Genomic DNA, 25,392 nt, shown 5'->3' with positions numbered 1-25,392 from the left:
GGCCGGCGGTCCTCGTGGTCGGCGCGGTGGCGGTCGGCGGCGGCCTGGTTCCGCGCCTGCTCCGCACCGGCTCCGACGCCTCGGGCGGGTCCCGGCCCTTCGTCGCGTCCGTGCCCCTGACGTCGTTTCCCGGGCGGGAGTACCACCCGGCGCTGGCGCCCGACGGGTCCCGCGTGGCCTTCGCGTGGTCCGGGCCGGACGACGACCGCTCGGCGATCCACGTCAAGCAGCGCAACAGCGAGACGCCCCTGCGCCTGGCCGACGAGCCGGGCTGGGCCGCCTGGCCGGCGTGGTCGCCCGACGGGCAGTCGGTGGCCTACGTGCAGACCGTCGACACCGTGAGCACCATCTGCATCGTGCCCGGCCTGGGCGGTTCGGTGCGCCGCGTGCAGCGGGTGGCCGATCTGGTGGACGGCCTGGACTGGTCGCCCGACGGCGCCCGCCTGGCCTTCGCCGCGGCCGACCGCGCCACCGGACGATACCGGATCTTCCTGCTCGACCTGGCCAGCCTCGAGCGCACGCCCTTCGCCGCCGAACGGCCCGACGACGCCGGCGACATCCAGCCGCGCTTCTCTCCCGACGGGACGCGCATCGCCTGGATCGGCACCGACCGCACCGGGGGCAGCGGCATCTTCGTGGCGCCGGCCGGGGGCGGCCGCGCCCGCGAACTGGTGTTCGGGCTCGAGCGTCTGCAGGGCCTGGCCTGGACCCGCGACGGAGCCTCCCTCGTCTACGGCGCGGCGCCGGCGGGGGCGTTCGGCCTGTGGGAGGTGGCGGCGGACGGTGGTCGGCCGGTGCGCCTGACTCCGCCGGGCGTCTTCGCCTGGAATCCCGCCATCGCCCGGGGCAACGGCGACCTCGTCTACGAGCAGGTGACGGTCGATCAGGACCTGTGGCGGATCCGGCTGCTGGACCGCATCACCTGGGAGACGCGGAGCGAGCCGCTGTTGACCTCGACCCGCTGGGAGTTCGGCGCCGACTACCATCCCGACGGCCTCTCGCTGGCGTTCGTCTCGGCTCGCAGCGGCCGGCCGGAGATCTGGCTGTCCGACCGGGCAGGGGAAGACCCGCGGCGCCTGTCCGACCTCGACGCCACGGCCATCGAGAACGTGCGTTGGTCGCCCGACGGCACGCTGCTGGCCTGCAATGCGGCCACCGCCGCAGGGACGCGGATCCTGGTCATCGACCCGGCGGGGGGGGCGCCGCGGCCGGTGTCGTCGGGTCGTTCGCGGGAAATCTTCGGCGCCTGGGCCGCCGACGGGACGGCCCTGCTGATCGGCGCCGAGGGGCCGGACGGATGGCAGATCCTGCGGGTGCCGCTCGCGGGGGGAACGCCCCGGACCCTGACCACCGACGGCGGGCTGGTGGGCCAGGAGAGCCCCGACGGCGCTTCGCTCTACTACATGCGTCCGGATCGCCCCGGCCTCTGGCGCCGCGAAACCGGCGGCGGAACCGCGCCCGAACCGGTGCTGGCCGAATTGCAGCCCCGGGACCGCTTCAACTGGCGTCTGCGGAACGGGCGGATCGTGTGGGTCATGCGGGCGGGCGGCGCGGCGCTCCTGCTGGAGCACGATCCGGCGGCCGGGCGCTCGATCCTGCTGGCCGAATTGCCGGGCTGCGAGGGCGCGGGCCTGGCGGTGGCCCCCGATCGGGACACCTTCGTCTACCCCCATCTGGGCCGCGCCGAGGGCGATCTCATGCTGGCGACGGGCTGGGAATAGCGGATTCCGGCACCGGGCGACCTTCTTCATGATCGACCCAACACACTGCACGACAACAGATTGACTGTCTTGTGGCCAAGCTTAAGGTATCCCTCAGGTGTCCTTCAGGCGCGCGCCGCCGAAAAATCGTTTCCTGACCCACGTGATCGGCAGGCGCACCCCGTCGACCGGTCACGCAACAGGAGGTCAGGACGGTTCCGCCTCACCGATCTTTCTGCGAACGGGATCCTCATTCACCTGGTCACCATCTGGGTCCCGAAGATCGACTGAGGCCGCTGTTCAACGAGGGCAACCGGGTAACATGCCCCCCCGGGCGTTCTCCGCGGACCGCGGCTGGGCCCCTGACCTCCTGCCAAGATTTCGCGGCCCGTCCAGCCGGGCTTCCGTGGACCGACAAATCCGATCCCCCTCGGCGTTGGATCCCGACCCGGCTGGAGGAACATACGAGAGGACCCTGCGGGGTCCTCTCGTCGCGTCGTGGGCCCGGCCGCGCTGCGCCGATCCCGGTCCGCGCCTGCCGGCAATTCCTACCCGGCAAGTATGATTTGGCAAAAAAAGAAACGAAACAGCGCGCCCGGATTTGCTATCGTGTTCCGGAGAATCTTCGTGTCCCACCGAAGGACAAGCCTCTCACGCCTGCACAGCGGGGCACGGCGGCATCCAACGGGAGGTTGAGAATCATGAAGATCCGGAGCGCAGGTCTCGTCGTGCTCGCGCTGGCGACCCGGATTGCGCTGCTGCCCGCGTCCGCTTCCGCCTTCTCCGTCACCTACGACTACTACGTCTTCGCCAGCAGCTCCGACGGCATCCCGATCATGGATGACCAGGTGCTGCAGGACCAGGTCCACACCGATGGGGCCTATGCCAAGTTCGGCGCCTTCGACAACTGCGGCACGGCGTCGTTCGTCGTCGACCTGATGGACCGCTCGGTCGGTGCCCGGGGCTACTCGCACGGCGTGAAGCCCACCGAGTGGCCCTACTTCGCTTCCGGGACGGGCAGGGTCGAGGCGGCGGATTTCTATGACCGCGTGACGTTCACCGTTCCGGCGGGCGACCACCCCGACGGTCTGTACGCGACGATGACCGGCTACGTGCGGGGGACCGTCGCCTCCGATGTCGGCGCGGGAGCCCAGGTCCGTTGCATGGCCTACCTGGGCCCCCGGACGTTCGACACCGGCACGCTTTCCGTCGGCATCGACACGGCCGACTCGATCGTGTTCGACGAGAACTTCACGCTGATCCTGGAACTGGTGGCGCCGGGAACGACCCTGAACCACGACGCCGACTTCATCCACGACGTGCGTCTGGGTCTGTGGAACGGCCGGGCCTGGTCGGTGGACTACAACACCGGCAGCGGGTACGTGACGGGCGACGGCAGCTTCGACTTCACCGACGGCCTGCGCATCACGTCGCTGACCGCATCAGAGGGGGTGCGTTTCGTCTCCCAGTCGGGGGCCTTCAGCGACGGTGTCACCGGCGTTCCGGACGCGGGCGGGATAGCGCTGCACCAGAACTGGCCGAATCCGCTGAACCCCGAGACGACCATCGCCTTCGACCTGCCCCGGGCGATGCCGGTCAGCCTGCGCGTCTACGATGTCGCCGGCGGTCTGGTGGCCGTCGTGCTGGATGGCCAACCGGCCCGGCAGGGCCGCAACGAAGTCGTCTGGCGGGGCTGCGACCGTCACGGCCGGGCGCTGCCCTCCGGCTCCTATTTCTATCGCCTGGAGGCGGGGAGGTTCGGCGAGACGAAGCGGATGACCATCGTCAAGTGATCAGCCCAGGTACTCCGCCAGCACCGGGCCGGCCCACCCGGCGCGGATCTTGGCGAAGGCGCGGTTGCGGATCTGGCGCACCCGCTCCCGCGAGAGGGCGATCGAATCGCCGATGGCTTCGAGGCTCATGTGCGGCGCGTCGCCCAGGCCGTAGTAGCTGGCGATGATCCGACGCTCGCGGGGATCGAGCTCGGCCAGGGCTGCGGCGAGCGCCGTCGCCAGGTCCGCGCGGATGACCGCATCGGCCGCGGTCTCGGCCGCGGTGTCGGCCAGGATGTCGCCGAGGGCCGGGGCGTCGGTGTGGGGGGCGGGATCGAGCGGAACGTTGGGTCGGCTCGCGGCCCGGATCCGGGCCACCTTCTCCGGCGGCAGATCCAGCGACGCGGCGAGGGCTTCGTCCGGCACGCCGCCCATGTGCTCCTGCTCCAGTTCCCGTTCGCGCCGGGCGATGCGCGCCGCTTCGCGGGCCCGGTTGGCCGGCAACCGCACCGTGCGCGTCTGGTCTTGCAGCGCGGCCTGGATGGTCTGACGGATCCACCACACGGCGTAGGTCACGAAGCGGAACTCGCGGCGCTCATCGAATCGCCGGGCGGCCGTGATGAGCCCGACGTTGCCTTCGGCGATGAGGTCCATCAGGGACAGGCCCCGGTTCAGGTAGCGCTTGGCCACACTGACGACGAAGCGGAGGTTGGCGTTGACCAGACCGTCGAGGGCGGCCGCATCGCCGGCGCGGATCCGGCGGGCCAGGTCGGCCTCCTGCTCGCGGGTGAGCAGGTCGTGGCGGGCGATGGTGGCCAGATAGTGCCGCAGGGCCTGATCCTGGCGGCGGTCGCTACCCTGTTCCACTTCGAACATGACGGTCCTTCCCTGGGGCCTGGATTGACTGCGGGCCTGCGTGGCGGGTCGGCGGCGCCGACCCCGGGCGATGACGCCGACGTGGGCGCCGGACCCCGGTTCTACGGGGCCCCGGCGCGGACTGTGACATTGAAACCGGAGTTGCAGGATCGTCGCGAATGCGAGGGATCGTGTTGGCCAAATCCGGAACCGTTCCTATACTCAGGCGGTAGGATTCGCGGTCACACCCGCCGCGCCGTGTTCGTAGCAGATGGGTGACCCCGTTCGAACCACTCCCGGGCCCTGCCCGGTATGAAAGGACCGAGACCATGAAGAAGTTCATCACCACCGCGGTGCTGGCCCTCGCCGTCAGCGCCTTCGTGTCGGGCGCCGCTTTCGCCCATTGCGGCAGCTGCGGCGTCGGCGACCCCAAGAAGGCCGCCGAGCACGCCAAGGGCCACGCCGACCACGCCAAGGCCAAGGCCGAGGAGGCCGTCGCCAAGGCCGGCATGCACGACTGCTGCATCGCCGCCGCCAAGGAAGGCAAGGGCTGCTGCGGCCAGGACGCCGCCGCCGTGAAGGCCGCCTACGCCGACCAGGTCGCGTGCACGGCCGCCCAGGCCGGCATGCACGAGTGCTGCGCCAAGGCCATGGCCGAGGGCAAGGGCTGTTGCGGCAAGGACGCGGCGGGCCTGAAGGCTTCCTACGAGGCGAAGGTGGCGGCCCACAAGGCCGCCGCGGGCGAGATGCACGCGTGCTGCGCCGCCGCCATGGCCGAGGGCAAGGGCTGCTGCGGCAAGGATGCCAAGGAGTTGAAGGCCGACTACGATTCGAAGGTCGAAAAGGCCGAGAAAAAGCTGGCCTCCAAGTAGCGGATTCCTTAAGATCATTCCCGGCGGTTGGAGGCAACACCGGCCGTTTGGATCGATTGGACCTCGATCCACCACTGGGGATATCAAGGCGCGGGAGAATCTCCCGCGCCTTTTTCCTTATTCCTTTCCTTTTTTCCGGGAGGGGCGTGTCACCGGCGGCGCGCCGCGGCGTATTCCCGCCTGTCAGACTCGCGATCAGCTGCTGAGGGGCCCGAGGCCCCGCGTCCGGACGCACGAGGACAACTGCCTTGGATCTGAAACGGGACATTCGGGACCGCCGGCACCGCCTGTGGTGGCGCCTGGCCCGCCTGGGCTCGGAAGATGCCTTCCGACGCCTCTACGGCGAGTTGTACGCCCCCGTGTGGGCATTCACGGCGGCCCGGGTGCGCGGCGAAGCCGACGCCGAGGATCTCGTGGGGCTGGTCTTCCAGCGCTTCGTCGAGAACCTCGACGGGTACGACGCCGGTCGCGGTTCGTTGCTGACGTGGCTGCTGGGCATGGCCCGCAACGCGATCATCGACCACCACCGCCGGCTCGCGGCCCACGGCGCCGCCCGCCGGCAGACCGTCGACGTGGCCGACCTGGCCGACGTCCTCGCGGCCGACGGCGGCGACGACCCGCTCGCGTCGCTCATCGACGCCGAGCGGATCGGGCGGGTGCGGCGCTGGCTGCAGCGGCAGGCCCCCGAGGTCCGGGAGATGTTCGCGCTGCGCTACGGGGACGGGCTGTCCGTCGCCGAGACGGCGCGGGTGCTCGGCCTGGGCGAGGCGGCGGTGAAGCAGCGGTTCGTGCGCACGACCCGGCGGATCCGGCAGGAGTTGCTGACGGAGGAGAACCCGAACCCCGAGTCCGAAGGAGGCCCGCCATGCATGATCGCCGACTGAACGCGCTGCTGCGCCGGAGCCACGGCGACCGCTCCCGACCGCCCCGCGCGGGGCATCGGACGGAGCTGGAGGACCGCCTCGTCGCGGGGTACCACGTCAGGAGACCCCGCCATCGGAGGTGGCTCATGCTGTTGAATCCCTGGAACCGGAACGCCCGCTTCGCCCTCGTCGCCCTCGCCCTCGTGGTGCTCGGCGTGGGGGCCTGCACCACGTCGACCACGACCGAGCTCGAGGTCGGACAGAAGATGACCATCGACCTGACCGCGAAGTCGGAGGTCGACCTCGCGCAGATCGACGCCGACGTCACCCGCTATCTCGACACCCGCCCGGGCATCGAGGGCGTCAACATCTCGGTCAGCGAGTCGACCGACGGCGCGGTGGTCTACGAGATCCTGGCCATGGGCACCGGCCTCGACCAGGCCCAGCTGCTGGCCGACCTGCGCGGGGCCGTGCCCGCCCTGGCCGACGCCGACATCGCGGTCGAGGCGCTCACGGGTTCGTTCGAGGAGAGCTTCGCCTCGAAACTGAAGCGCGAGGTGTTCCAGCTCGAGGTTTCGGGTGCCACCGCCGAAGAGATCCGCGCCGCGGTCCTGGCCCAGCTCGCGGCCCAGGGCCAGGAGAACGCCGTGGTCGACGTGAAGATGGGCGACGGCACCACCGACATCTCCATCACCGTCGAGGACGACGGAAAGTAGCAATCGATACCTCGCACCAACGGAAGGGGCCCCCTGAGGGGCCCCTTTTTCGACGTCGGGCGGTTCGGGGCGGATCAGGCGCGGGGGAGCAGCACGCGGAAGGTGGTGCCCCGGCCGGGCCGGCTGCGCGTGATGGCCAGGCTGCCGCCGTACTTGCGGAGCAGCTTGCGCGATGCGGGCAGGCCGCGTCCGCCGTCCGGGCGGGTCGAGAAGCGGGTGGCGAGGGCGCGCTCCCACTGGTCCTCGGGCAGGCCGCAGCCGGTGTCGGTCACCTCGAGGGCGACCATGCCGTCGATGGGGCGCCAGACGAGGCCCAGGCGGCGCTCCCGCGAGTCCGCCATGGCCGCGATGGCGTTGCCGACCAGGTTGTCGACGACGAAGTCGAGTTCGCGCGCGTCGCAGAGGACGTGCAGATCCGTGGAGGCATCCGCCGGGACGTCGCCGGCGTGATCGCCGCCGCCTGCGGCGACCATCGCCGCCCGTCCGGACTTCACGACGATCCGCCGCTCGGCCAGTTCGGTGGCGTGGGCCCGCAGCACGCGGTCGACCGACGCGCCGACACCGCTGCGGAACGCCGCGGCCACCTGCTCGCGCAGCGACCGCAGCGTGCGGTCGGCCCGCGCCTGGGTGGCCTCGAGCGCGTCGGCCAAGGCGCCGTGGCGTCCCGGCCCCAGGTCGCCGATCACGAGCTCCCGGATCTCCCCTTCCAGGTCGCCGACGGCCGCGCGGACCTCCGCCGCGAGGGCCTCGGACACACCGGCGTCCCCGGCCCGCGCGGCGATGTCGTCGAGCAGGGGCAATGCCGTGTCCTGGCATTCGGTCCAGGTCTCCCGCATGCGGTACGCGAGGCGATCGTTGTCGCCGGTCTGGGTCTCCATGGCGCGCAGGTGCCAGATGAGCCGCCGGACCGACTTCAGCGGGGCGATGGCGCCGTGGCTCGAGAGCTCGAGGAGTTCGAGCAGGCGGAGCTGGGCGTCGTGCCGGGCGGGGCTCGCCGCGGCGACAGGGCGGCGGCGCCGGCGCCGCAGCAGCGCGATGCCGAGACCCGCCAGGGCCAGGCCGGCCAGCCCGACCACCAGCGGCAGATCGCGGCGGCGGACAGGTGCGAGGAGCGGCGCGCGGGCGATCCGGGTCGGACTCTGGGACGAATTGAGCCAGACGAGGATGTCGGTGTCCGGCTCCGGCTGCCAGTGCAGCGCCGGATGGACCCAGGAGGCGTCGCAGGGCGCCGAGAGGAGCGGTTGCCATTCGCGATCGAGCACGTAGCGGCCGCTCTCGTGGGCCGACACCACGGTCTCGAGGCCGGGGTCGGGCAGCACGTCGGCGACGAGGTTCACCACGGCCGGCGTGGGCAGTTCGGCCGACCGCAGCAGACGCAGACCGGCGGGGCCGAGCTCGTACTCCAGCAGGAGCGGGCCGCTGGTGAGCACGAGCGTGGGCGAGGGGCGGTCCGGCCTCCGTGCCACGACGGGGAAGCTGGGGGCCGGATACGCCGAGGTGGAGCCCAGAATGTCGCCGCGGCCGTTCCAGACGACGAGGGAGCCTGCCAGCGACGGGGTCGCGCGGTGGGCCGTGACGATCTCGGCGAGACCGTCGCCGGTCAGGTCGGCGGTGAGGCACTCGACGGTGCCGAAGGCGGGCCCCAGCTCGCGGTCCCAGAGCAGGCGGCCGTCGGCGTCGAGGACGAAGAGTCGCGAGACGTCGTCGGAGGTGCCGTTGACGAGTTCGCCGTGGAGATTGTCGGGTGAGCGGGCGGCGATCACGATCTCGTGGCGGCCGTCGCCGTCGAGGTCGACGACGCCCGCGTTCGGTGCGTAGGGGTTGGGTCCCATGTCGAAGCGCCAGAGCACGGCGCCGTCGCGCGGATCGACGGCCAGGACGCCGCGCCCGTAGCGGTCGTAGCCGACGTTGCACCCGACCACCAGCGCCCGCACGTCCTCGCCGTCGCGTCGGGTCGTGACGGCGCCGACGGCGAAGTAGTTGCCGTCCCACACGCCGTCTGCGCGCACGTCGCGGCCGCCGGAAAGTTCGAAGGTGGTGCGCACGCGACCCGAATCGGGCGCCACGACCCAGAAGCGGAAGCGGCTGCCGTCGGGCAGGGCCGACCAGGCCACCAGTTCCGTGCGGCCGGGTGCGAGGAGGTCGGGGCACAGGCGCAGGGCGCACGGCGCGACCCCGTCGGGACAGTCGGCGTAGGCCGGATCGAGGTTCACCTGGTAGTAGGTCAGGTGCACGCCCTGGCGGTGGGACTTGGCGGACAGGTAGCCGACCTGGCTGGAGATGAGTTCGTCGCGGCCGTCGCCGTCGACGTCGTAGAGCACGGCGGTCGGGCCGAGCCACGGCGAGCGGTTCGCCCGGTGGTTCAATCCCGCGATGGTCCAGGCCTCGTAGGGGAGGTGCTCCGGGACCCGGCGCAGGTCGACGTCGCGCCCACCGGCCCCTGTCGCCCAGCACGCCGCCAACAGGGCTGCCGTCAAGATCCGCTTCATGTCGTCAGGTTCGCCCCCCGGATGCGCCGTCCCGCCCGCGTCACTGCACACGATTATACCAGATTCGCGCGGGGTGGTGCAAATCGCCGGACCACAGGCACATAGACGGACGTCGGGGCTCCCTGCGGAGCCCCGACGTCTCAGGTTCACCACGGCCCGCCTGACCGGGCCCGGTGCTCTCCCTCGCGGTTACTCGTCCTTGTAGGCGTCCTTCAGTTCGAAGCGGGAGATGCCGCGCTTCTTCGAGGGGTCGCCCTCGTAGCCGAGGCCCTGCCAGTCCATGCGGCCCTGGCCGTCCTTGGCGTGGCAGTCCTTGCACTTCAGCGCGTCCTTCGCGGGCGCGACCTGGTGGTTGATCTTCCAGTAGGAGACGGTCTCGGCGAAGTCGTACTCGCCGCTGAAGTCCTGGCCGATCGACTTGGTGCCCAGGTCGAGGGCGGCCTTCCACTCGAAGCCGTTCTTCCAGAAGCCGTCCTTGCCGAAGAGCTTCGGCACCAGGATCGTGTTCAGCTTCTTGTCGTAGACCTGCTTGCCGCGCATGGCCTTGAACGGGGTGATCTTGGCCTTGGTGTCGAGGCGATTGCCGGCGGGCCAGTTCAGGCTCGTGACCTGGGCGGGATTGATCTCGTCGCCCAGCAGGTACTGGCCGCTGACGCCGTTGTACCAGGCGTAGGTCGGCACCACGTTCTTCTCCCACTTGAACGTGCCCTTCTTCTTGTCGTAGAGGGGCATGCCGTTCTCGTCGTTCTCGACCTTCACGTCCTGGCCGGCGGTCGACCAGTCCCACCAGGTCTTGGTGGGGTTGGCGCGGGCGAAGGTCGGGATGTGGCAGGTCTGGCAGGCGATGCTCTTGGTGTGGAAGTTCAGGATCTTCTTGCTGTGGAAGTCGCCGTCGTGGCAGCTCGTGCAGTCGAGGTGGTTGCCGCCGCCGGGCGAGACGAAGAAGGCGTTGCCCTGGATGTCGTGCGACTCGGTGGTGTGGCACTCCTGGCAGCTGAAGTCCTGGCCTTCGGCGCTCATGTGCACGTCGAGGGCGAAGTCGGGCTTCATCAGGGCCTTCTCCATGTCGCCGTGCTTGACGTTGTTGCCGCCGCCGCCGCTGAAGTGGCAGGCGCCGCAGTTGCCGCGGCTCGGCTTGCCGGCCGAGCGGGCGATGCTGGCCAGGTCGACCGGCTGCCAGGTCTTGCCCATCCACTCCGTCGGCTCGTAGACCGGGTGACCGGCGCCGGTGGGGAACTTCTTGTAGGTGCCGGTCTGGTCGTGGCAGACGAGGCAGTCGATGTTCTGGGGATTGTCGAAGTCGAAGCTGGCGTCCTTCCAGCCGTAGCCGGCGTGGCAGCTCGTGCAGCGGGGCCAGTTGCTGTCCACGGCGATGCAGAAGTTGTTCAGCGTGTTCTTCTTGCCCAGGGGGACCTGGCCCTTGCCGATGACGTCCTGCATGGGCATCCAGGTCCAGTGGGAGGTCTTCATGAAGTCGTGGGCGGCGTCCTCGTGGCAATCGAGGCAGGCGGCCGTGACGTCGGGACCGGTCTTGAAGGGGCCCTCGATGTCCTGGTGATCGGCGACCAGGTCGATGGCGGCCAGCGCGCCGGAGGCGCCGAGCGCGACCAGCGTGAGGATCATGGAGATTCGGAACAGCGACTTCATGCGTCTCGCCTCCGGTGGGTCCGCCCGTGCGGCCCCGGGGATGAGGGACTTTCCAGGTTGTCGGGGCGGCAGGACGATGGGTGCCCGCCGCGTTGTTAAAAAGGTAACCGGTTATCGGACGTTAACAACAAAAATTTATGACAAAATTGTGACAAAACCCACTGGAATCATGGGAGTTGCGGGATCCGGAACATTCGCCGTCAACATCCGGTCGGGTCGGCCGATAACCCAATCAGGCCCAGGGAAAGGACTTCCATGACCACCCCGATCTGCGAGCATCTCGACGAATACGGCGCCCAGTTCGCGCGCACCGAAGCCACCTACCGCCAGTGCATGGATGTGCTGGACCGGATCCTGGCTCAGGGGCCCCTGCCCGCCCTGGTGCGGGCGGCGGTCCAGGCGCTGCAGGAGTGGTCGGCGGAGGATGCGAAGCTGCGGGATATGCTCGTGGCCGAGGTGCGGGCCGGTCGGGTGCGGGTGCCGCGCGGGCTGCTGCGGGCCGACGGGCTCGCCGGTCGGCAGGCCCAGCGCCAGGCCCGGCGCAAGGGGCATCCGGTCTGCACGGCGTGCCGGCAGGTCCTGCCGCGCCTGGCCTATCCCGAGTGGTCGTTCGCCCACAACGGAACGGCCACGTTCCGCGGGGTGGAATTCCCGCCGTTCGTGGCCGCTCCCGTCTAGCAGGCTGCCGCGGGTCCCCCGCCGCGCTCAGGCTCCGAAGAAATTGGTGCTGCCGAAGTCCTCGGCGTCCTCGCCGAACGAGGAGATGTCCTCGCCGTCGAGGATGAAGGTGGCGTGGGTGCCGAAGGTGCGGCTGAAGGCCACCTGCCGCGGCGCGTGGCCGGGCGCCAGCATCTCGATGCGGGCGAACTTCCGGTTGTGGTCGTCCTCGAGATTCTCGCCGCACATGGGGCACGAGAAATCGACGAGTTTCCCCCGCTCGAGCTTGTCCTCGAAGGACTTGTCGCAGGTGAACTTGTAGTTGCCGGGCTGGGGGCTGAGCAGCAGCATGCCCCGGCTCTTCCGGAATTCGGCAACGAGCAGGATCTTCACGTTGGGGTTGAGCACGCCCTGGCAGTGCGGGCACACGTACGTGTTCTTCATTTTTCACCTCGGTTTTCGTCGACCGGAGTCGACGGATCGGAAGCGCGGTTCCCTCCGCCGGAGAGAAGCGACCATCCCAGGAGGGCCCCGATCAGGACCATCAGCCAGGGATTGGACGTCATGGCTCAGCCGCCGCCGCGGCAGGTCACCCACTTGTAATAGCCCCAACCGGCGGCCGCTCCGGCCACGGGTCCCGCCAGTCGGCGCACGTGTCTCAAGTCCATGTTATCGCCTTTCCGTCGTGTTTGTTAACCAGTATCCGACGGTCGGCCCCCAACGGCAAGTCCGGGGCGATCCCGGGGCTTGCCAGCACGCCCCGGCTTGGCCTATCGTGAGGGCAGAGGGGGCCGATCCGCACACGCACTCCGCGCACCACCCCGCCATCGACGCTCGCCCGCGGCTCGAACGGAAGGGTGCCCTTCATGAGAGCGATCGGGTGCGCGCGGGTCACGGTCCTGACCCTCCCCGTCCTGGCCCTGGCCGCCATCGCGGCGGCCGGGGTACTCCCGACCACCGATTCCCGTCCGCCGACGGTGCCCGAACTGGGCGCCACGGCGCCGTTCGCCCCGCGTGCGTCCGCCGGGAGCACTCCGGTCGCCGCGGCGGGGCACCTGCGCGCTCCCGACGGGGAGTCCATCGGCGACGCGCGGGTCATTCCCGCCCTGCCCTACGCGACGACCGGCACGACCTGCGGCTTCACCGACGACTACGACGCCGCGTGCGACTACGCGTCCAACGCCCCCGACGTGGTCTATGCGTTCACCGCCCCGGTCGCCATGCGCGTCGACATCGACCTGTGCGGATCGTCCTTCGACACGAAGGTCTTCGTCCTCGACGCCGGCGCGAACCTGCTCTACTGCAACGAGGACGCCTACGGTCCCGGCGATCCGTGCGGCACCTACGTGTCGCGGCTCCAGGGGGCGCTGCTCGCGGCGGGCGAGACCGCCTACATCGTCATCGACGGCTACGGCGGGGCCTGCGGCGAGTTCGTGCTCGACGTGCACGAGTACGTGCCCTGCGTGCTGTCGTGCGCGGGGATGGTCGAGGACGAACCGGCCCTGCACGACGGCTACGTCGATCGCTTCAACGGCGGCTGCAACAGCCCGCGGGAGAACCCGCCCCTCATGCTGCTGCAGGGCGACGCCGACGGCGCGCTCACCTTCTGCGGCACGTCGGGCTTCTACGTGACCGGGGGCCTCGACACGCGCGACACCGACTGGTTCGCCGCCACGATCGGCCCGACCGGCGTGGTCGAGTGGCGCGTCGACGCCGAGCAGGTCACCGTGGGCTACGTGCTGCAGCTGACGTGTCCGGATCCCGGCGCCTACGGCATCGTCGTGGGGGGCGCCTGCGAGGAGGACGGCATCACGATCGTCGGGGAGCCGGGCACGAGCGTCGGCCTGTGGATCGGGCCGCCGGGCTACACGGCGCCCCTGGGCATGGACGGGCACGAGTACGACTACAGCTTCACGCTGACCGGGTTGTCGCCGCACCGGGCCGTGTCCGTCGCCGACGTGAGCTGGGGCAGCCTGAAGAGCGGCTACCGTTGAGTGTCGCGCTGGCGGGCGGGCGTCGGCTCGGCTAGACTGCGGGCATGATGCGACCGCGAATCTCCCGGCGCCGTCTGGCGACCGTCCTGGCCTGGGTCGGGCTGGCCGCCTGCGCCGCCTGCGCCGACGAGGCGCGTCGGCCGGACCACGCGCCGACCGCCCACGTGCCCGCCGCCGTGGCGGCGCGGGCCGCGGTCGCCGACCGGCTCTTCCCGGCCGCCGTGGAGGACAGTCTCCTGGCTGCGGAACAGGATCTGCCGACGGGCGCGCGGATCGCGGCCTGGGCGCGCCGCTTCGCCGCCGCCGACGGCGTCGTGTACCGCTTCGGCCCCGAGGCGGGCGGCTACGTGGCCGACGGCGCCCTGGTGGCCGACCACGTCCAGGACTGCGTTTCCCTGCTCTACCGCACCACCGAACTGGCGCGGGCCCGCGACGGGCGCGACGCCGTGGCCTGGGCCCTGCGCACCCGGTTCGCCGGCGCCCCGATCGACTCGGTGGCGGGTGCGGACGGACGCGTCGACTACGATCATCCCGCCCACCTCGACTACAGCCTCGACATGATCCGCAGCGGCCACTGGGGCCGCGACATCACGGCCGCGCTCACCGGCGCCCGGCCCGATTCGGCCGGCAGTTCGCGCTATCCGGCCGGCTCGTTCACGTACGTGCCGGGCCCCGACCTGCGCGGCGACGAACTCGCCGACGGCGACATCGTGTGGTTCGTGCTGGCGCCCGACCATCCGGCGGGGGCGAAGCTGCGGCACGAGTACGGGCTGGTGATCGGGCACATCGGCATCGTCGTGCAGGGCGCCCGGGGGCCCGAACTCGTGCACGCGGCCCGCAGCGGCCTGTCCGGACGATACGAAGGGGGCACCGTGGTCACGGTGCCCCTCGCGGAGTATCTGGACAGGGTCGGGAAGTTCGGCGGCGTGGTCGTCACGCGCTTCTGACGGGGACGACCGGTCAGGGCTTCAGCGTCACCTCGATGGACGTCCGCAGCGAATCGTCGCCCGCGATGGACAGGGCCGTGATCGTCGCGAGCGAATCGGCCGTCACGACGGGGCTGCTCCAGGTCGTGCTCCAGGTCGCCGTTCCCGCAGCCAGCAGCATCTCGTCGCCCACCAGCACCTTCACTGAATCGACCGCGGCGCTGCCCCGCCGGCTCTTTGCCGTGCCGGAGATCGCCACGTCGGTGCCGCCGGTGATCTCCGCGGCGGCCGCCGGTTCGGCGATGCGCACGAAGGCGTTCGAGACCCAGAGCGTGATCGTCTCGCTGTCGCCCTCGCCGCCGGACCAGGCCGTCGCCGTCACGACGTGGCTCTCGTCGACGGTCGTCGCGGCCGGGTTCCAGGTGGCGCTCCACTGCTCGGTGCCCGAGACGAAGAGCGGCGCGCCGTCGATGGTGACGGAGACCGAGTCGACGACGGTGCCGGGGAAGGGCACCGCCTCGCCGGCGAGGTTGATGGCGTTGCCGCCGGTGACGACATCCTCGTCGTCGTGGCTGGCGATGACGACGGTGAGGTTGGCGATGGTCAGCGCGAGATCGTCGGTGACGACGTAGGAACGCTCGGTGTCGTGGGCCCAGGCGCGGGCGCGGATCACGAGATCCTCGGCGATGTCGGCCCGCGGCACCGACCAGTTCAGCTGCCAGTTCGTCGTGCCCGCCACCTCGCGGAAGCCGAGGCCGTCGCCGAGATCGAGGCGCACCGAGTCGAGGGCGGCGGCCACCGTGCCGGGGCTGGCGGTGCCCTTCACCGTGAAGGCCATGTCGCCCTCGATGGTGGTGCCCGCGGCCGGCACCACGATCTTCACGTCGATGCCCTGCGACAGGTAGGTGCAGTAGTCGGACAGGATCACGGACTCGGTCCAGTCGTTGCGGAACTGGGCGTACACCGTCTTGAGGCCTTCGCCGGTGCTGAGGGTGAAGAGCGACGTGTCGGCGTAGGCGCGCCAGGCCACGGCGGCGAAGTTCGGGTTCTCGGAGATGCGCATCTCGGTGGCGCCGGCCGAGTTCTCCGTGGTGACGGTCGGCGTCGAGACGATGCGCGTGGTCGGCACCTTGAGGCTGAAGCTGGCACCGGCCAGGAGGTCGGGACGCACGGGCAGCGAATGGATGACGTGGAAGCCGAAGTCGCCGGCGAACTCGCCCCAGATGGTCTGGGGGTTGGCCGAGTCGACGAGCTCGAAGGCCGGGTGCAGGTCGGCGCCGGGCTCCCAGGGCGCCGCCGCGAGGGAGGCCTCGTCGAGGGCGAAGCGCATGCTGTCGACGCCGGTCGCGGGGATCTTCAGGTCGACGATCCGGCGCGCCAGGCGCAGGGCGGTCTCGCCGACGAGGGTGATCTTGGGTTCGAACTTCACGGTCAGCGTGACGGCGGTGGTGGCCGACTCCGTGACCGGTCCGACCACCTTGACGTTGAGGCTGAAGACGTGGCCGTTGGCCGCGGGGCCGAGGTCGTAGGGGAACTCCACCGGGACGGCGGGATCGACGACCGGGACGGTGACCAGTCCGTCGACGAAGTCCGGATCGGTCGCCGCGTGGATCGTGCCCTCCATGCCGGCCACGACCTTCACGGTGATGAAGCGGCTGGCGGCGTTGGTCACCGTGTCGTCGACGACCACCTGGGGACCGGTCAGCGCGGTCGCCGCCACCGAGGCGGAGATCAGCGAGGTGACGCCGTCCTGCCGTGCGGCCTGCACCTTGTACCAGAGCCGGCGGGCGGCGGGGGGGTAGTCGTCGTCGTAGGTGGCGGCGGCCCCCTGGGGCGCGTCGACCCGCGCGAGCACGCGGAAGCCGGCGTCGAGGTCGTCGGTGCGGTAGACGATGTACTCGTCGATCGCGTGGCCGGAAGGGTTGTCCCACTTCAGGTTGTTCCGGTTGGCGAGGGCGGTGACGATCAGGTTCAGCCCGTCGCCGCCGGTCGGGCCGTTCGGGTCGAACGGGTTGGCGCCGTGCAGCTCCTCGGGCGACTTGCTGCAGCCGCCGGTCAGGCCGGCGCCGAGCAGGCCGAGCAGGGCCAGGACGAAGACGAGGGGCAGGGCGCGCCGCAGGCGGGTGGCGGTCGGGGCGGTCATGGTGTCGTTCCTCCGGTCCATGCTCAGAACTCCAGGCGCAGGCCGGCGTGCACGGCGAACGGGTCGGTCGGGGCGAGCGGGCGGATGTCGTGGGCGCCCGTCTGCACGGGCACGGCGCCGCCGCCGCCCTCGAGGGCCGGGAAGCTGAGCAGGGCGTCGATCATGCTGACGACGATGGCGCCGCCGGCCACGAGCAGCCCCGTGTCGCGCAGGCTCTCGGCGTCCTTCATCTCCTGGTACTTGGCCGCGGCCGCCACGCCCAGCTCGGCCACGTCGTCGCCGTTCAGGGCGGCGTTGTAGCGGTCGGCCAGCTCGAGGTAGTCGTCCTCGAGGTTGCCGCGGTCGAGCTCGCCGAAGAGGGCCGTCACGAGGCCGCCGATCTCGGCGGCGTTGTAGAGATAGCCGCGCAGGCCGTGGCCGAGGTAGTGCTGTCCGAGTCCGGCCAGGAGGAGGTTGCTGCCCACGGCGGTGCGGCGGGAGAAGGGGGTCAGGCGCACGGTCAGGCGCTGCCAGTCGGCGGCGTAGGTGAGCCGCACCGTCTGGCTGTAGGGCTGGTAGCCGCCGAGGGTGCAGTGCACCACGTAGGCGCCGGGGGCGACCTCGAGCGGGCCGTCGAGGGGGAAGGTCCCGAGCACCTTGTCGCCGAGGGTGACGACCGCCCCGGCGGGTCCGGTCAGGTCGAGGGTGGCGGCGCCGGACGGGCCCGCCGCGGCCAGGGCGAGCAGGAGCAGGGCGGCGCCCGCCAGCCGGCCTGGAATGTTGCGGAGAGGATCCATGAGTCTCCTGGAGGGGGGTCTGCGCCATCCGGCCGGATGCCCTTCCGCCGGATCGTCCCGGCCGCGCCAAGGCGGCCCCGGGCCGGGCGCGGATCATGATAAGCCAGCCGCAACCACTTTGCCCGCACAAAATACGTGGCGTCTACCCGGTGGAACGCGTCCGGTTCCCGCGGGGCTAGTCCCGGTGGTAAGGCTTGCCGCGCAGGATGGTCAGCCCGCGGTAGACCTGCTCGAGCAGGAGCACCCGGGCCATCTCGTGGGTGAGGGTGAGCCGCGACAGGCGCAGGGTGCGGTCGGCTCGCTCGCGCGCCGCCGGACCGAGGCCGTCGGCCCCGCCCACGAGGAAGGCGATGTTGCCGTGGTCGCCGAGCAGGGCGGCCAGGTCGCGGCTGGTGACCGCCTCGCCGTGCTCGTCGAGCGCCACCACGAGCTGGGAACCGCCCTCGCTTCCGAGGCGCGCGGCCATGTCGCGCCCCTCGCGCTCGGGGTCGGCGTCCTTCAGCTCGACCACCTCGAGGGGGGCCATGGGCCGGATGCGCCGGCTGAAGTCGTCGGCGAGACCGGACAGGCGCTTGTCCTTGACGCGGCCGACGGCGATGACGCGGATCATGGGGGTCTCCTCCCGGTAGGTCTCCAATATGGGACGCCGGCCGGAATGGGGCCAGCCGATAACGGCGTTCATTATCCAAATCGCCGCCAATCGCCGCTTCGATGCCGATCTTCGCAACAATCCCTTGACACCCCACCGGTCGGAATATGAAATTGGCCGGAGGTTGTTGAAAATACGACAACCTTACTCGGATCCCCCGCCCGAGCCTGGGCCACGGGTCCGCAACCGGCGTCGCCCGGCCGTGGTCGGGCCCAACGAAATCCGGGACACCACATGATTGCCATGCCTCCGCTGGGAACCGTAAGTTCCGCCCTTGCAGGGCATTACTCGACGGTCCTGATCTTCGTGCTGGTCGGATTCCTCTTCGCGGGCATCGCGCTCGCCGCCGCCAAGCTCCTCCGGCCCAGCAACCCCTCGCCGACGAAAATGACCACCTACGAATGCGGCGAGCTGCCGACGGGGTCCTCGTGGATCCGCTTCAACGTGCGGTTCTACCTGATCGCGCTCTTCTTCATCGTCTTCGATGTGGAAGTGCTCTTCCTGTACCCCTGGGCCGTCGTCTTCAAGGAGCTCTTCGAGAAACCCGGGCTGGGCGCGCTCGTGTTCTGGGAGATGATCATCTTCCTGTCCATCCTCGCGGTCGGGCTGGCCTACGTGTGGGCGAAGGGCGACCTGGACTGGGTCAAGAAGCTCATCGAGCGCCCCGGTGCCGGCGAGACGGCCGCCGTCCTCGAGGAGGAGATCTCCGCATGACATACAAGGAAAGCACCACCCCGCCCGAAGGGTACGACGTCGGGCGCGAGAACATGCTGGACTTCAAGGTCGACGCCCAGCTCGAGCAGGTCGTCGAATCCGAGAGCAGGAACTTCATCCTGACCACGGTGGACGAGGTCTTCAACTGGGCCAAGCTGTCGAGCATCTGGCCGGTGACGTTCGGGTTGGCCTGCTGCGCCATCGAGATGATGGCCGCCTCGGCGACCCGCTACGACATCGACCGTTTCGGCGCCGGCGCCTTCCGGGCCACCCCGCGCCAGGCCGACCTGATGATCGTCTCGGGCACCGTGACGGCGAAGATGGCCAAGCGCCTGAAGCTCATCTACGACCAGATGCCGGAGCCCAAGTGGGTCATCGCCATGGGCAGCTGCGCCATCGGCGGCGGCCCCTACTTCAAGTACGGCTACCACGTGGTCAAGGGCGTCGACTTCATGGTCCCGGTCGACGTGTACGTGCCCGGCTGCCCGCCGCGCCCCGAGGTGCTGCTCGACGGCCTGATGCGCCTGCAGGACAAGATCCGCGGCCGCAAGGGCAAGTTCGTCAAGCCGAAGTGGGTGCAGGACTACGCCGCCAAGATCCCCTACCGGAAGTAGAAGAGGGAACATGGAAGCCAAAGCCATCTACGAACTGCTGGCCGCGAAGATCGGCGAGGCCGCCCTCGGGTTCGACGACGCGGGGCCCGAGCCGGTGGCGGAGATCGCGCCCGCGGCCGTCGCCGACGCCTGCGCGTTCCTGCGCGACGACGTGCAGACCCGCATGGACATGCTCATGTGCCTGAGCGGCATCGACTGGGACGGCTACGACGACACGGGCAAGGGCAAGTCGGTGGCGATCCTCGGCTACACCGACCTGGGCGAGCCGGAGACGAGCGAGCGGGTGGCCGACGGCGACCTGGGCGTGGCCTACCACCTGTACAGCCACAGCCTGAAGCATCGCTTCGCCCTGCGGGTGCGGGTGCCGCGCGACGCGGCGACCGTGCCGACCGTCTCGCACGTGTGGTCGACGGCGAACTGGCACGAGCGCGAGGCCTGGGACCTGCTCGGCATCCGCTTCGCGGGCCATCCGGACCTGCGCCGCATGCTGCTGGACGAGGCGTGGGTGGGCCACCCCCTGCGCAAGGACTACGTGATGCCCGCCGACTGGGAGGCCGTGCCCATGAAGGGCCAGCCCTACGCCGGCAGTCCGTTCCCCGAGATCGAACTCGAGAAACCCCAGCCGCCCGCTGGCGACAACCCCCCGGCGGAGGGATAAGGCATGGCCACCGAGAACACCAAGCTGACCGGCTGGGCCGACCAGGACCACGTGCCGGGGATCAAGAGCGAGCTGCTCGAGCTGAACATGGGGCCCCAGCATCCGGCGACGCACGGCGTGCTGCGGCTGCTGCTGGAGACCGACGGCGAGATCGTCTACAAGGTCACGCCGGTGATCGGCTACCTGCACCGCTGCGCCGAGAAGATCGCCGAGGGCGTCAACTACAAGCAGTGGGTGGTCTACACCGACCGCTTCGACTACCTGGCGCCGATGACGTGCAACCAGGCCTACGTGGTGGCCCTCGAGCGGCTGATGGGGCAGGAGGTGCCCGAGCGCGCCGAGCACATCCGCGTCGCCGTGGCCGAGCTCTCGCGCATCGCGAGCCACCTGATCGCCCTGGCCACCTTCGGCCTCGACATGGGCGCCTTCACGCCGCTGCTCTACATGTTCCGCGAGCGCGAGGAGATCCTGAACCTCCTCGAGCGCATCAGCGGCGGGCGCATGCTCTACAACTACATGGTCCCCGGCGGCGTGCGCTACGACGTGCCCGAGGACGGCTGGGTGAAGGACGCGCTCGCCTTCGTGGACATGATGGAGCTGAAGAAGGTCCCCGAGTACAACACCCTGCTCAGCTACAACAAGATCTTCATCGAGCGCACCGCCGACGTGGGCGTGATCTCGAAGCAGGACTGCTTCGACTTCGGCTGCTCCGGCCCGGTGCTGCGCGGCTCGGGCGTGCACTTCGACTGCCGCAAGGACGAGCCCTACGGCGCCTATCCGAAGTTCGAGTTCGAGGTGCCGATCGGCACCGGCGAGATGGGCCAGGTGGGCGACTGCTGGGACCGCTACATGGTGCGCGTGCGCGAGATCGAGCAGAGCTGCCGCCTGGTCCGCCAGGCCCTGCAGACCCTGCCCGACGGCGAGTACCAGGCCATCGAGCTGAAGAAGCCCGTCAAGACGCCTCCCGGCGCGATCTACTCGCGCACCGAGAGCGCCAAGGGCGAACTCGGCCACTACCTGATCTCGGACGGGGGGCAGACGGCCTTCCGCAACAAGGTCCGCAGCCCGAGCTTCTGCAACCTGCAGGTTGTCACGAAGGTGGGCGTGGGCCAGATGATTTCCGACCTCGTGGCCCTGGTGGGGTCACTGGACATCGTGCTCGGGGAGATCGATCGCTAATGGACGCTCTCATCGGATTGTTCCGGAAGCTGCCCGGTGGCGACGGCATGTCGGACCAGGCGCTGCATATCTCGGGCGCCGTGACCATGGCCGTGATCATGTTCACGGTGATGGCGCTCTGCGCGATCGTGTTCACCTACATGGAGCGCAAGGTCTCGGCCTACCTGCAGAGCCGCTACGGTCCCATGCGGACCGGCGGCTTCCACGGCTGGGCCCAGGCCGTCGCGGACATGCTGAAGATCCTCGGCAAGGAGGACATCATTCCCGCCGAGGCCGACAAGGGCCTGTTCATGTTCGCGCCGATCCTGGTGCTGCTCGGGTCGCTGCTCGCATGGGCGGCCTTCCCCTGGGCGCCCGGCTTCGTGGCCGCCGACCTCGACCTCGGCCTGTTCTACATCTTCGCCGTCAGCAGCATGGTCGTCGTGGGCATCCTCATGGCGGGCTGGGCCTCGAACAACAAGTGGGCCCTGTACGGCGCGGCCCGCGGCGCGGCGCAGATGGTCAGCTACGAGATCCCGCTGGCCCTGGCCACGATCCCCGTGATCATGTACACCGGCTCGCTGAAGACCTCGGAGATCGTGATCGCCCAGCAGGGCGGCATCATGCACTGGTTCGTCTTCCGCGACCCGTTCCTCTTCATCGCCTTCTTCGTGTACTTCATCTCGTCGATCGCCGAGACCAACCGCGGGCCCTTCGACATGCCGGAGACCGAGTCCGAGCTCGTGGCCGGCTACCACACCGAGTACACCGGCATGCGCTTCGCGTTCTTCTTCCTCGCGGAGTACGCCAACCTGTTCCTGGTGAGCATGATCGCCTCGATGGTCTTCCTGGGCGGCTGGTGGGCGCCGCTGCCGTTCCTGGACTTCCTGCCGCCGGCCCTGACGTTCGTGATCAAGGGCTTCCTGATGGTCTTCGCCAACATGTGGGTGCGCTGGACGCTGCCCCGCGTGCGCGTCGACCAGTTGATGCACCTGTGTTGGAAGGTCCTGATCCCCATCACGCTGGTGTGCGTGGTCGGGTCCGGACTGATCCAGATGGCCTTCGGGTCGCCGAACTGAGTGGAGAAACGACGATGGTCCAGTACCTCGCAGACATAAAGGATGCCCTCTGGTCGGTGGCGAAGGGCATGCGCGTCACCATCAGGCACATCTACAAGAAGCCGGTGACGCTGCAGTACCCGGACGAGCGCCAGGTCATGCCCGAGCGCTTCCGGGGCTTCGTCCACAACGACATGACGAAGTGCGACAGCTGCAACATCTGCGCCAAGCTGTGTCCGGTGGACTGCATCTACATCGAGAGCGTCGGCAAGGCGAAGGACCGCATGATGACGCGGTACGCCATCGACTACAACAAGTGCATCTGGTGCTCGCTGTGCACCGAGAACTGCCACACCGGCTCGATCACCATGAGCCACGACTACGACCACGCCGTCTACGACCGCAAGTCGCTGGTCTACGAGTTCATGGACCCGACCGAGCAGCTCATTCCCTGCCACCGCCAGACCCGCATCGACATGGGCTGGTGGGTGGAGCCCAAGGAGGAGAAGCCGGCGGGCAAGGCCTCCGACGACAAGGGAGAGGAATCGTGACCTCCGACCTGATCTTCATCCTGCTGGCCCTGCTGACCGTCGTGCCGGCGATCTGGGTCGTCTTCAGCCCGAACATCGTGCACGCGGGCTTCGCCCTGCTGTTCACGCTCTTCGGCGCGGCCGGCCTGTACGCCTTTCTCGGCGCCGACTTCATCGCCGTCGCCCAGCTGATGGTGTACGTGGGCGGCGTGCTGGTGCTGGTGCTCTTCACCGTCATGATGACGCGGGTGCCGCAGCACGGGAAGCGGCCGCGCGGCCTGGACCGGCTGGTGCCGGCGGCCGTCTTCGCGGCCCTCGTCTTCGCGGTGCTGTACAAGGTCGTCACGGCCGTGCAGTGGAACGGCACCTGGCAGACGCCCGAGGCCACCACGGCGGAGATCGGCACCAACTTCATGACCAGCTTCATCTTCCCCTTCGAGTACGTGTCGCTGGTGCTGCTGGCGGCCATGCTCGGTGCGGCGATCCTGATCCGCGAGAGCAGAACGCGCGACCCGCACCCGGAGGACGCGGCGCCGGCCGCTCCGGGCGCCCCGGCGGAGAACACGGAGGTGCAGGCGTGAACGTCGGACTGCCCCATTTCCTGACCGTCAGCGCGGTGCTGTTCAGCCTCGGCCTGTTCGCCGTCATGGCGCGCCGCAACGCCGTCGGGATCCTGATGGGCGTCGAGCTCATGCTCAACGCCGCGAACATCAACTTCGTGGCCTTCTCCCGCTACGTCGAGCACGGCATCGACGGCCAGATGATGGCCGCCTTCGTGATCGTGCTCGCCGCCGCGGAGGCGGCCGTCGCCCTCGCCATCGTGCTGGCGATGTTCCGGAACTTCGGCACGGTCCACGCGGACACCGTGCAGAGCCTGAAGCGATAGGGAGACCACCGGTGTTGAGTGAATCCGGCATCCTTTATGCGGCCCTGGCCATCCTCGTGCTGCCGCTGGCGTCCTACGCGTTGACCTTCTTCTTCGGGAAGATGCTGCCGCGCAAGGGCGACTTCATCGGCGTCACGTTCATGGGCGCGGCCTGGTTCCTGGCGATCCGCATCTTCATCACGTTCTGGAAGATCGGCGACCCGTCGCACCGGGTCGAGGCGGTCCTGCCCTGGATCAACCTGGGCGGCTTCCGCATCGACGCGGGGATCCTCGTCGACGGCATGACCTCGGTGATGCTGATGGTCGTGACCACGGTCAGCTTCTTCGTGCACCTGTACTCGACCGGGTACATGCACGGCGACCGCCGCTACGAGCGCTTCTTCGCCTTCCTGGGCTTCTTCACCTTCGCCATGATGGGCATCGTGCTGTCGAACAACCTGTTCTTCCTGTACGTGTTCTGGGAGCTGGTGGGCCTGGCGAGCTACCTGCTGATCGGCTTCTTCTTCCACAAGCACTCGGCCGCCAACGCCAACAAGAAGGCCTTCCTGACCAACCGCGTCGGCGACTGGGGCTTCTGGCTGGGCATCCTGACCTTCTTCACGGCCACGGGCACGCTGAACTACTTCGAGCTCTTCGCCCACGTGCACGCCGGCACCATCAAGGGCACCCTGATGACCCTGGCCGGCGTCGGCCTCTTCATGGGCTGCCTGGGCAAGTCGGCCCAGATGCCGCTGCACATCTGGCTGCCGGACGCCATGGAGGGCCCGACTCCGGTTTCGGCCCTGATCCACGCCGCAACCATGGTCGCCGCCGGCGTCTACATGGTGGCCCGCCTGTTCCCGCTCTTCGGCCCCGGCGCCCTGATGGTCGTCGTCTACGTGGGCGCGGTGACGGCCTTCATCGCCGCGACGATCGCCCTGGTGAAGACCGACTTCAAGCGGGTGCTCGCCTTCTCGACCCTGAGCCAGCTGGGCTACATGGTCATGAGCCTCGGTGCCGGCGACTCGGTGAACGCCATGTTCCACCTGACGACCCACGCCATGTTCAAGGGCCTGCTCTTCCTCACCGCCGGCTCGGTGATCCACGCGGTGCACAGCCAGGAGATCACCGACATGGGCGGGCTGCGCAAGAAGATGCCCATCACCTTCGCCACCTACATGATCGGCACCCTGGCCCTGGCCGGCGTGCCGGGCCTGTCGGGCTTCTACTCGAAGGACGGCATCCTGGGCTCGACGCTCGCGTTCGGCATGATCCACGGCGGCATCCACTACCTGCCCTTCGTGCTGGGCATCCTGGCCGCGGTGCTGACGCCCTTCTACATGATGCGCCTGACCTTCAAGGCCTTCTTCGGCAAGCCGGCCGACCAGCACCGCTACGACCACGCGCACGAGTCGCCCTGGAACATGTCCGTGCCCCTGATCGTGCTGGCGATCCTCTCGATCTTCGTGTCGGGCTTCAACACGGCGGACAAGAGCTGGTTCAGCCGGTTCGCGGCGCCCTACGACATCCCGGCCATCGCGGCCGAGTTCCACCTCGAGGGCGCGCCGGCCGACGCGCACGCCATGGTCGCCGACGCGGGCGAGGCCCACGGTGACGCCCACGGCGAGGCCCAGGCGGCCGGGACCCACGGCGAACCCGCCCACGGCGAGGCGCACGCGGCCGACGCGCACGCCGCTCCGGCCGGCCACGAGGCCGCTCCGGCCCACGGCGCGGAG

The 25,392-nt window shown here is 69.6% G+C and carries 24 protein-coding genes; 17 read left to right on the top strand and 7 right to left on the bottom strand.

The window, feature by feature from the left end:
• Positions 1-1,721: PD40 domain-containing protein (locus KDM41_09835; protein MCB1183725.1), on the top strand; the 1,721-nt coding region annotated here is incomplete at its 5' end.
• A gap of 680 nt (positions 1,722-2,401) precedes the next feature.
• Positions 2,402-3,493, top strand: coding sequence for a hypothetical protein (locus KDM41_09830; GenBank protein ID MCB1183724.1), 1,092 nt, complete (start codon positions 2,402-2,404; stop codon positions 3,491-3,493).
• On the opposite strand, the gene KDM41_09825 is transcribed toward KDM41_09830, so the two are convergent.
• On the bottom strand, positions 3,494-4,348 hold the full coding sequence (locus KDM41_09825) for a sigma-70 family RNA polymerase sigma factor (GenBank protein ID MCB1183723.1): 855 nt from the start codon (positions 4,346-4,348) through the stop codon (positions 3,494-3,496).
• Positions 4,349-4,656: 308 nt separating this feature from the next.
• Here KDM41_09825 and KDM41_09820 point away from each other — a divergent pair, with 308 nt between their 5' ends.
• The 3 genes from KDM41_09820 (at position 4,657) to KDM41_09810 (ending at position 6,778) form a co-directional block, all read left to right on the top strand.
• Positions 4,657-5,199 carry a hypothetical protein gene (locus tag KDM41_09820; protein MCB1183722.1) on the top strand — a complete coding sequence of 181 codons (543 nt, stop codon included), beginning with the start codon at positions 4,657-4,659 and terminating at the stop codon, positions 5,197-5,199.
• 248 nt (positions 5,200-5,447) lie between these two features.
• Positions 5,448-6,083 (top strand): sigma-70 family RNA polymerase sigma factor, encoded by a 636-nt coding sequence (locus tag KDM41_09815; protein ID MCB1183721.1) that lies wholly within the window; start codon positions 5,448-5,450, stop codon positions 6,081-6,083.
• Positions 6,084-6,208: 125 nt separating this feature from the next.
• A complete protein-coding gene (locus KDM41_09810; protein ID MCB1183720.1) occupies positions 6,209-6,778 on the top strand; it encodes a hypothetical protein in 570 nt (189 codons plus the stop codon).
• A 74-nt stretch (positions 6,779-6,852) separates the two neighbouring features.
• On the opposite strand, the gene KDM41_09805 is transcribed toward KDM41_09810, so the two are convergent.
• Together KDM41_09805 and KDM41_09800 are read right to left on the bottom strand one after the other, a co-directional pair.
• Entirely contained in the window at positions 6,853-9,267 is a 2,415-nt protein-coding gene (locus KDM41_09805) for a hypothetical protein (protein ID MCB1183719.1), read from the bottom strand.
• Between the two features lie 189 nt (positions 9,268-9,456).
• Complete coding sequence (locus KDM41_09800) at positions 9,457-10,914, bottom strand: tetrathionate reductase family octaheme c-type cytochrome (GenBank protein MCB1183718.1); 1,458 nt, start codon at positions 10,912-10,914, stop codon at positions 9,457-9,459.
• A 255-nt stretch (positions 10,915-11,169) separates the two neighbouring features.
• Between KDM41_09800 and KDM41_09795 the strand changes: the two genes are divergently transcribed.
• A complete protein-coding gene (locus KDM41_09795; protein MCB1183717.1) occupies positions 11,170-11,592 on the top strand; it encodes a hypothetical protein in 423 nt (140 codons plus the stop codon).
• A 27-nt stretch (positions 11,593-11,619) separates the two neighbouring features.
• On the opposite strand, the gene KDM41_09790 is transcribed toward KDM41_09795, so the two are convergent.
• On the bottom strand, positions 11,620-12,015 hold the full coding sequence (locus KDM41_09790; protein MCB1183716.1) for a hypothetical protein: 396 nt from the start codon (positions 12,013-12,015) through the stop codon (positions 11,620-11,622).
• A 422-nt stretch (positions 12,016-12,437) separates the two neighbouring features.
• Between KDM41_09790 and KDM41_09785 the strand changes: the two genes are divergently transcribed.
• A complete protein-coding gene (locus tag KDM41_09785; protein MCB1183715.1) occupies positions 12,438-13,565 on the top strand; it encodes a hypothetical protein in 1,128 nt (375 codons plus the stop codon).
• A 44-nt stretch (positions 13,566-13,609) separates the two neighbouring features.
• Positions 13,610-14,512, top strand: a complete 903-nt coding sequence (locus tag KDM41_09780) for a hypothetical protein (protein MCB1183714.1) — start codon at positions 13,610-13,612, stop codon at positions 14,510-14,512.
• A gap of 13 nt (positions 14,513-14,525) precedes the next feature.
• On the opposite strand, the gene KDM41_09775 is transcribed toward KDM41_09780, so the two are convergent.
• The 3 genes from KDM41_09775 to KDM41_09765 all read right to left on the bottom strand — a co-directional run bounded on the left by KDM41_09775 (position 14,526) and on the right by KDM41_09765 (position 18,020).
• Complete coding sequence (locus KDM41_09775) at positions 14,526-16,634, bottom strand: hypothetical protein (protein MCB1183713.1); 2,109 nt, start codon at positions 16,632-16,634, stop codon at positions 14,526-14,528.
• Positions 16,635-16,657: 23 nt separating this feature from the next.
• Positions 16,658-17,410: a PEGA domain-containing protein gene (locus tag KDM41_09770; GenBank protein MCB1183712.1), complete on the bottom strand. Its 753-nt coding sequence runs from the start codon at positions 17,408-17,410 to the stop codon at positions 16,658-16,660.
• A 175-nt stretch (positions 17,411-17,585) separates the two neighbouring features.
• Complete coding sequence (locus KDM41_09765) at positions 17,586-18,020, bottom strand: 23S rRNA (pseudouridine(1915)-N(3))-methyltransferase RlmH (protein ID MCB1183711.1); 435 nt, start codon at positions 18,018-18,020, stop codon at positions 17,586-17,588.
• A 282-nt stretch (positions 18,021-18,302) separates the two neighbouring features.
• On the opposite strand from KDM41_09765, the gene ndhC reads away from it, so the two are divergent.
• The 9 genes from ndhC to nuoL form a co-directional block, all read left to right on the top strand.
• A complete protein-coding gene (gene ndhC / locus KDM41_09760) occupies positions 18,303-18,773 on the top strand; it encodes an NADH-quinone oxidoreductase subunit A (GenBank protein ID MCB1183710.1) in 471 nt (156 codons plus the stop codon).
• A gap of 53 nt (positions 18,774-18,826) precedes the next feature.
• A complete protein-coding gene (locus KDM41_09755) occupies positions 18,827-19,387 on the top strand; it encodes an NADH-quinone oxidoreductase subunit B (protein MCB1183709.1) in 561 nt (186 codons plus the stop codon).
• Between the two features lie 10 nt (positions 19,388-19,397).
• The gene (locus KDM41_09750) at positions 19,398-20,045 is read left to right on the top strand and encodes an NADH-quinone oxidoreductase subunit C (protein MCB1183708.1); all 648 of its coding nucleotides are present in this window, start codon (positions 19,398-19,400) and stop codon (positions 20,043-20,045) included.
• A 3-nt stretch (positions 20,046-20,048) separates the two neighbouring features.
• The gene (locus tag KDM41_09745) at positions 20,049-21,224 is read left to right on the top strand and encodes an NADH-quinone oxidoreductase subunit D (protein ID MCB1183707.1); all 1,176 of its coding nucleotides are present in this window, start codon (positions 20,049-20,051) and stop codon (positions 21,222-21,224) included.
• A 47-nt stretch (positions 21,225-21,271) separates the two neighbouring features.
• Positions 21,272-22,282 (top strand): NADH-quinone oxidoreductase subunit NuoH, encoded by a 1,011-nt coding sequence (nuoH, locus tag KDM41_09740; protein MCB1183706.1) that lies wholly within the window; start codon positions 21,272-21,274, stop codon positions 22,280-22,282.
• Between the two features lie 14 nt (positions 22,283-22,296).
• Positions 22,297-22,812 (top strand): NADH-quinone oxidoreductase subunit I, encoded by a 516-nt coding sequence (locus KDM41_09735; protein MCB1183705.1) that lies wholly within the window; start codon positions 22,297-22,299, stop codon positions 22,810-22,812.
• Positions 22,809-23,372, top strand: a complete 564-nt coding sequence (locus KDM41_09730; protein ID MCB1183704.1) for an NADH-quinone oxidoreductase subunit J — start codon at positions 22,809-22,811, stop codon at positions 23,370-23,372. Before KDM41_09735 ends, KDM41_09730 begins: the two co-directional genes overlap by 4 nt.
• Positions 23,369-23,677 carry an NADH-quinone oxidoreductase subunit NuoK gene (gene nuoK, locus KDM41_09725; GenBank protein ID MCB1183703.1) on the top strand — a complete coding sequence of 103 codons (309 nt, stop codon included), beginning with the start codon at positions 23,369-23,371 and terminating at the stop codon, positions 23,675-23,677. Before KDM41_09730 ends, nuoK begins: the two co-directional genes overlap by 4 nt.
• A gap of 14 nt (positions 23,678-23,691) precedes the next feature.
• Positions 23,692-25,392: NADH-quinone oxidoreductase subunit L (gene nuoL, locus KDM41_09720; protein ID MCB1183702.1), on the top strand; the 1,701-nt coding region annotated here is incomplete at its 3' end.

This window comes from bacterium (genome assembly GCA_020440705.1).
In the GTDB taxonomy this organism is placed as follows: domain Bacteria; phylum Krumholzibacteriota; class Krumholzibacteriia; order LZORAL124-64-63; family LZORAL124-64-63; genus JAGRNP01.
Note: the sequence above shows the minus strand (reverse complement) of the source record. Positions and strands in the feature narration are given on the sequence as shown.

What these genes read in the sequence shown, in the direction of transcription:
- KDM41_09745 (MCB1183707.1), top strand. Translation starts at nt 20,049, where the DNA reads ATGGCCACCGAGAACACCAAGCTGACCGGCTGGGCCGACCAGGACCAC.
- KDM41_09795 (MCB1183717.1), top strand. Translation starts at nt 11,170, where the DNA reads ATGACCACCCCGATCTGCGAGCATCTCGACGAATACGGCGCCCAGTTC.
- KDM41_09735 (MCB1183705.1), top strand. Translation starts at nt 22,297, where the DNA reads ATGGTCCAGTACCTCGCAGACATAAAGGATGCCCTCTGGTCGGTGGCG.
- KDM41_09825 (MCB1183723.1), bottom strand. Translation starts at nt 4,348, where the DNA reads ATGTTCGAAGTGGAACAGGGTAGCGACCGCCGCCAGGATCAGGCCCTG.
- KDM41_09805 (MCB1183719.1), bottom strand. Translation starts at nt 9,267, where the DNA reads ATGAAGCGGATCTTGACGGCAGCCCTGTTGGCGGCGTGCTGGGCGACA.
- nuoH (MCB1183706.1), top strand. Translation starts at nt 21,272, where the DNA reads ATGTCGGACCAGGCGCTGCATATCTCGGGCGCCGTGACCATGGCCGTG.
- KDM41_09790 (MCB1183716.1), bottom strand. Translation starts at nt 12,015, where the DNA reads ATGAAGAACACGTACGTGTGCCCGCACTGCCAGGGCGTGCTCAACCCC.
- KDM41_09750 (MCB1183708.1), top strand. Translation starts at nt 19,398, where the DNA reads ATGGAAGCCAAAGCCATCTACGAACTGCTGGCCGCGAAGATCGGCGAG.
- KDM41_09770 (MCB1183712.1), bottom strand. Translation starts at nt 17,410, where the DNA reads ATGGATCCTCTCCGCAACATTCCAGGCCGGCTGGCGGGCGCCGCCCTG.
- KDM41_09755 (MCB1183709.1), top strand. Translation starts at nt 18,827, where the DNA reads ATGCTGGACTTCAAGGTCGACGCCCAGCTCGAGCAGGTCGTCGAATCC.
- ndhC (MCB1183710.1), top strand. Translation starts at nt 18,303, where the DNA reads ATGCCTCCGCTGGGAACCGTAAGTTCCGCCCTTGCAGGGCATTACTCG.
- KDM41_09830 (MCB1183724.1), top strand. Translation starts at nt 2,402, where the DNA reads ATGAAGATCCGGAGCGCAGGTCTCGTCGTGCTCGCGCTGGCGACCCGG.
- KDM41_09800 (MCB1183718.1), bottom strand. Translation starts at nt 10,914, where the DNA reads ATGAAGTCGCTGTTCCGAATCTCCATGATCCTCACGCTGGTCGCGCTC.
- KDM41_09765 (MCB1183711.1), bottom strand. Translation starts at nt 18,020, where the DNA reads ATGATCCGCGTCATCGCCGTCGGCCGCGTCAAGGACAAGCGCCTGTCC.
- KDM41_09780 (MCB1183714.1), top strand. Translation starts at nt 13,610, where the DNA reads ATGATGCGACCGCGAATCTCCCGGCGCCGTCTGGCGACCGTCCTGGCC.
- KDM41_09785 (MCB1183715.1), top strand. Translation starts at nt 12,438, where the DNA reads ATGAGAGCGATCGGGTGCGCGCGGGTCACGGTCCTGACCCTCCCCGTC.
- KDM41_09810 (MCB1183720.1), top strand. Translation starts at nt 6,209, where the DNA reads ATGCTGTTGAATCCCTGGAACCGGAACGCCCGCTTCGCCCTCGTCGCC.
- KDM41_09820 (MCB1183722.1), top strand. Translation starts at nt 4,657, where the DNA reads ATGAAGAAGTTCATCACCACCGCGGTGCTGGCCCTCGCCGTCAGCGCC.
- KDM41_09775 (MCB1183713.1), bottom strand. Translation starts at nt 16,634, where the DNA reads ATGACCGCCCCGACCGCCACCCGCCTGCGGCGCGCCCTGCCCCTCGTC.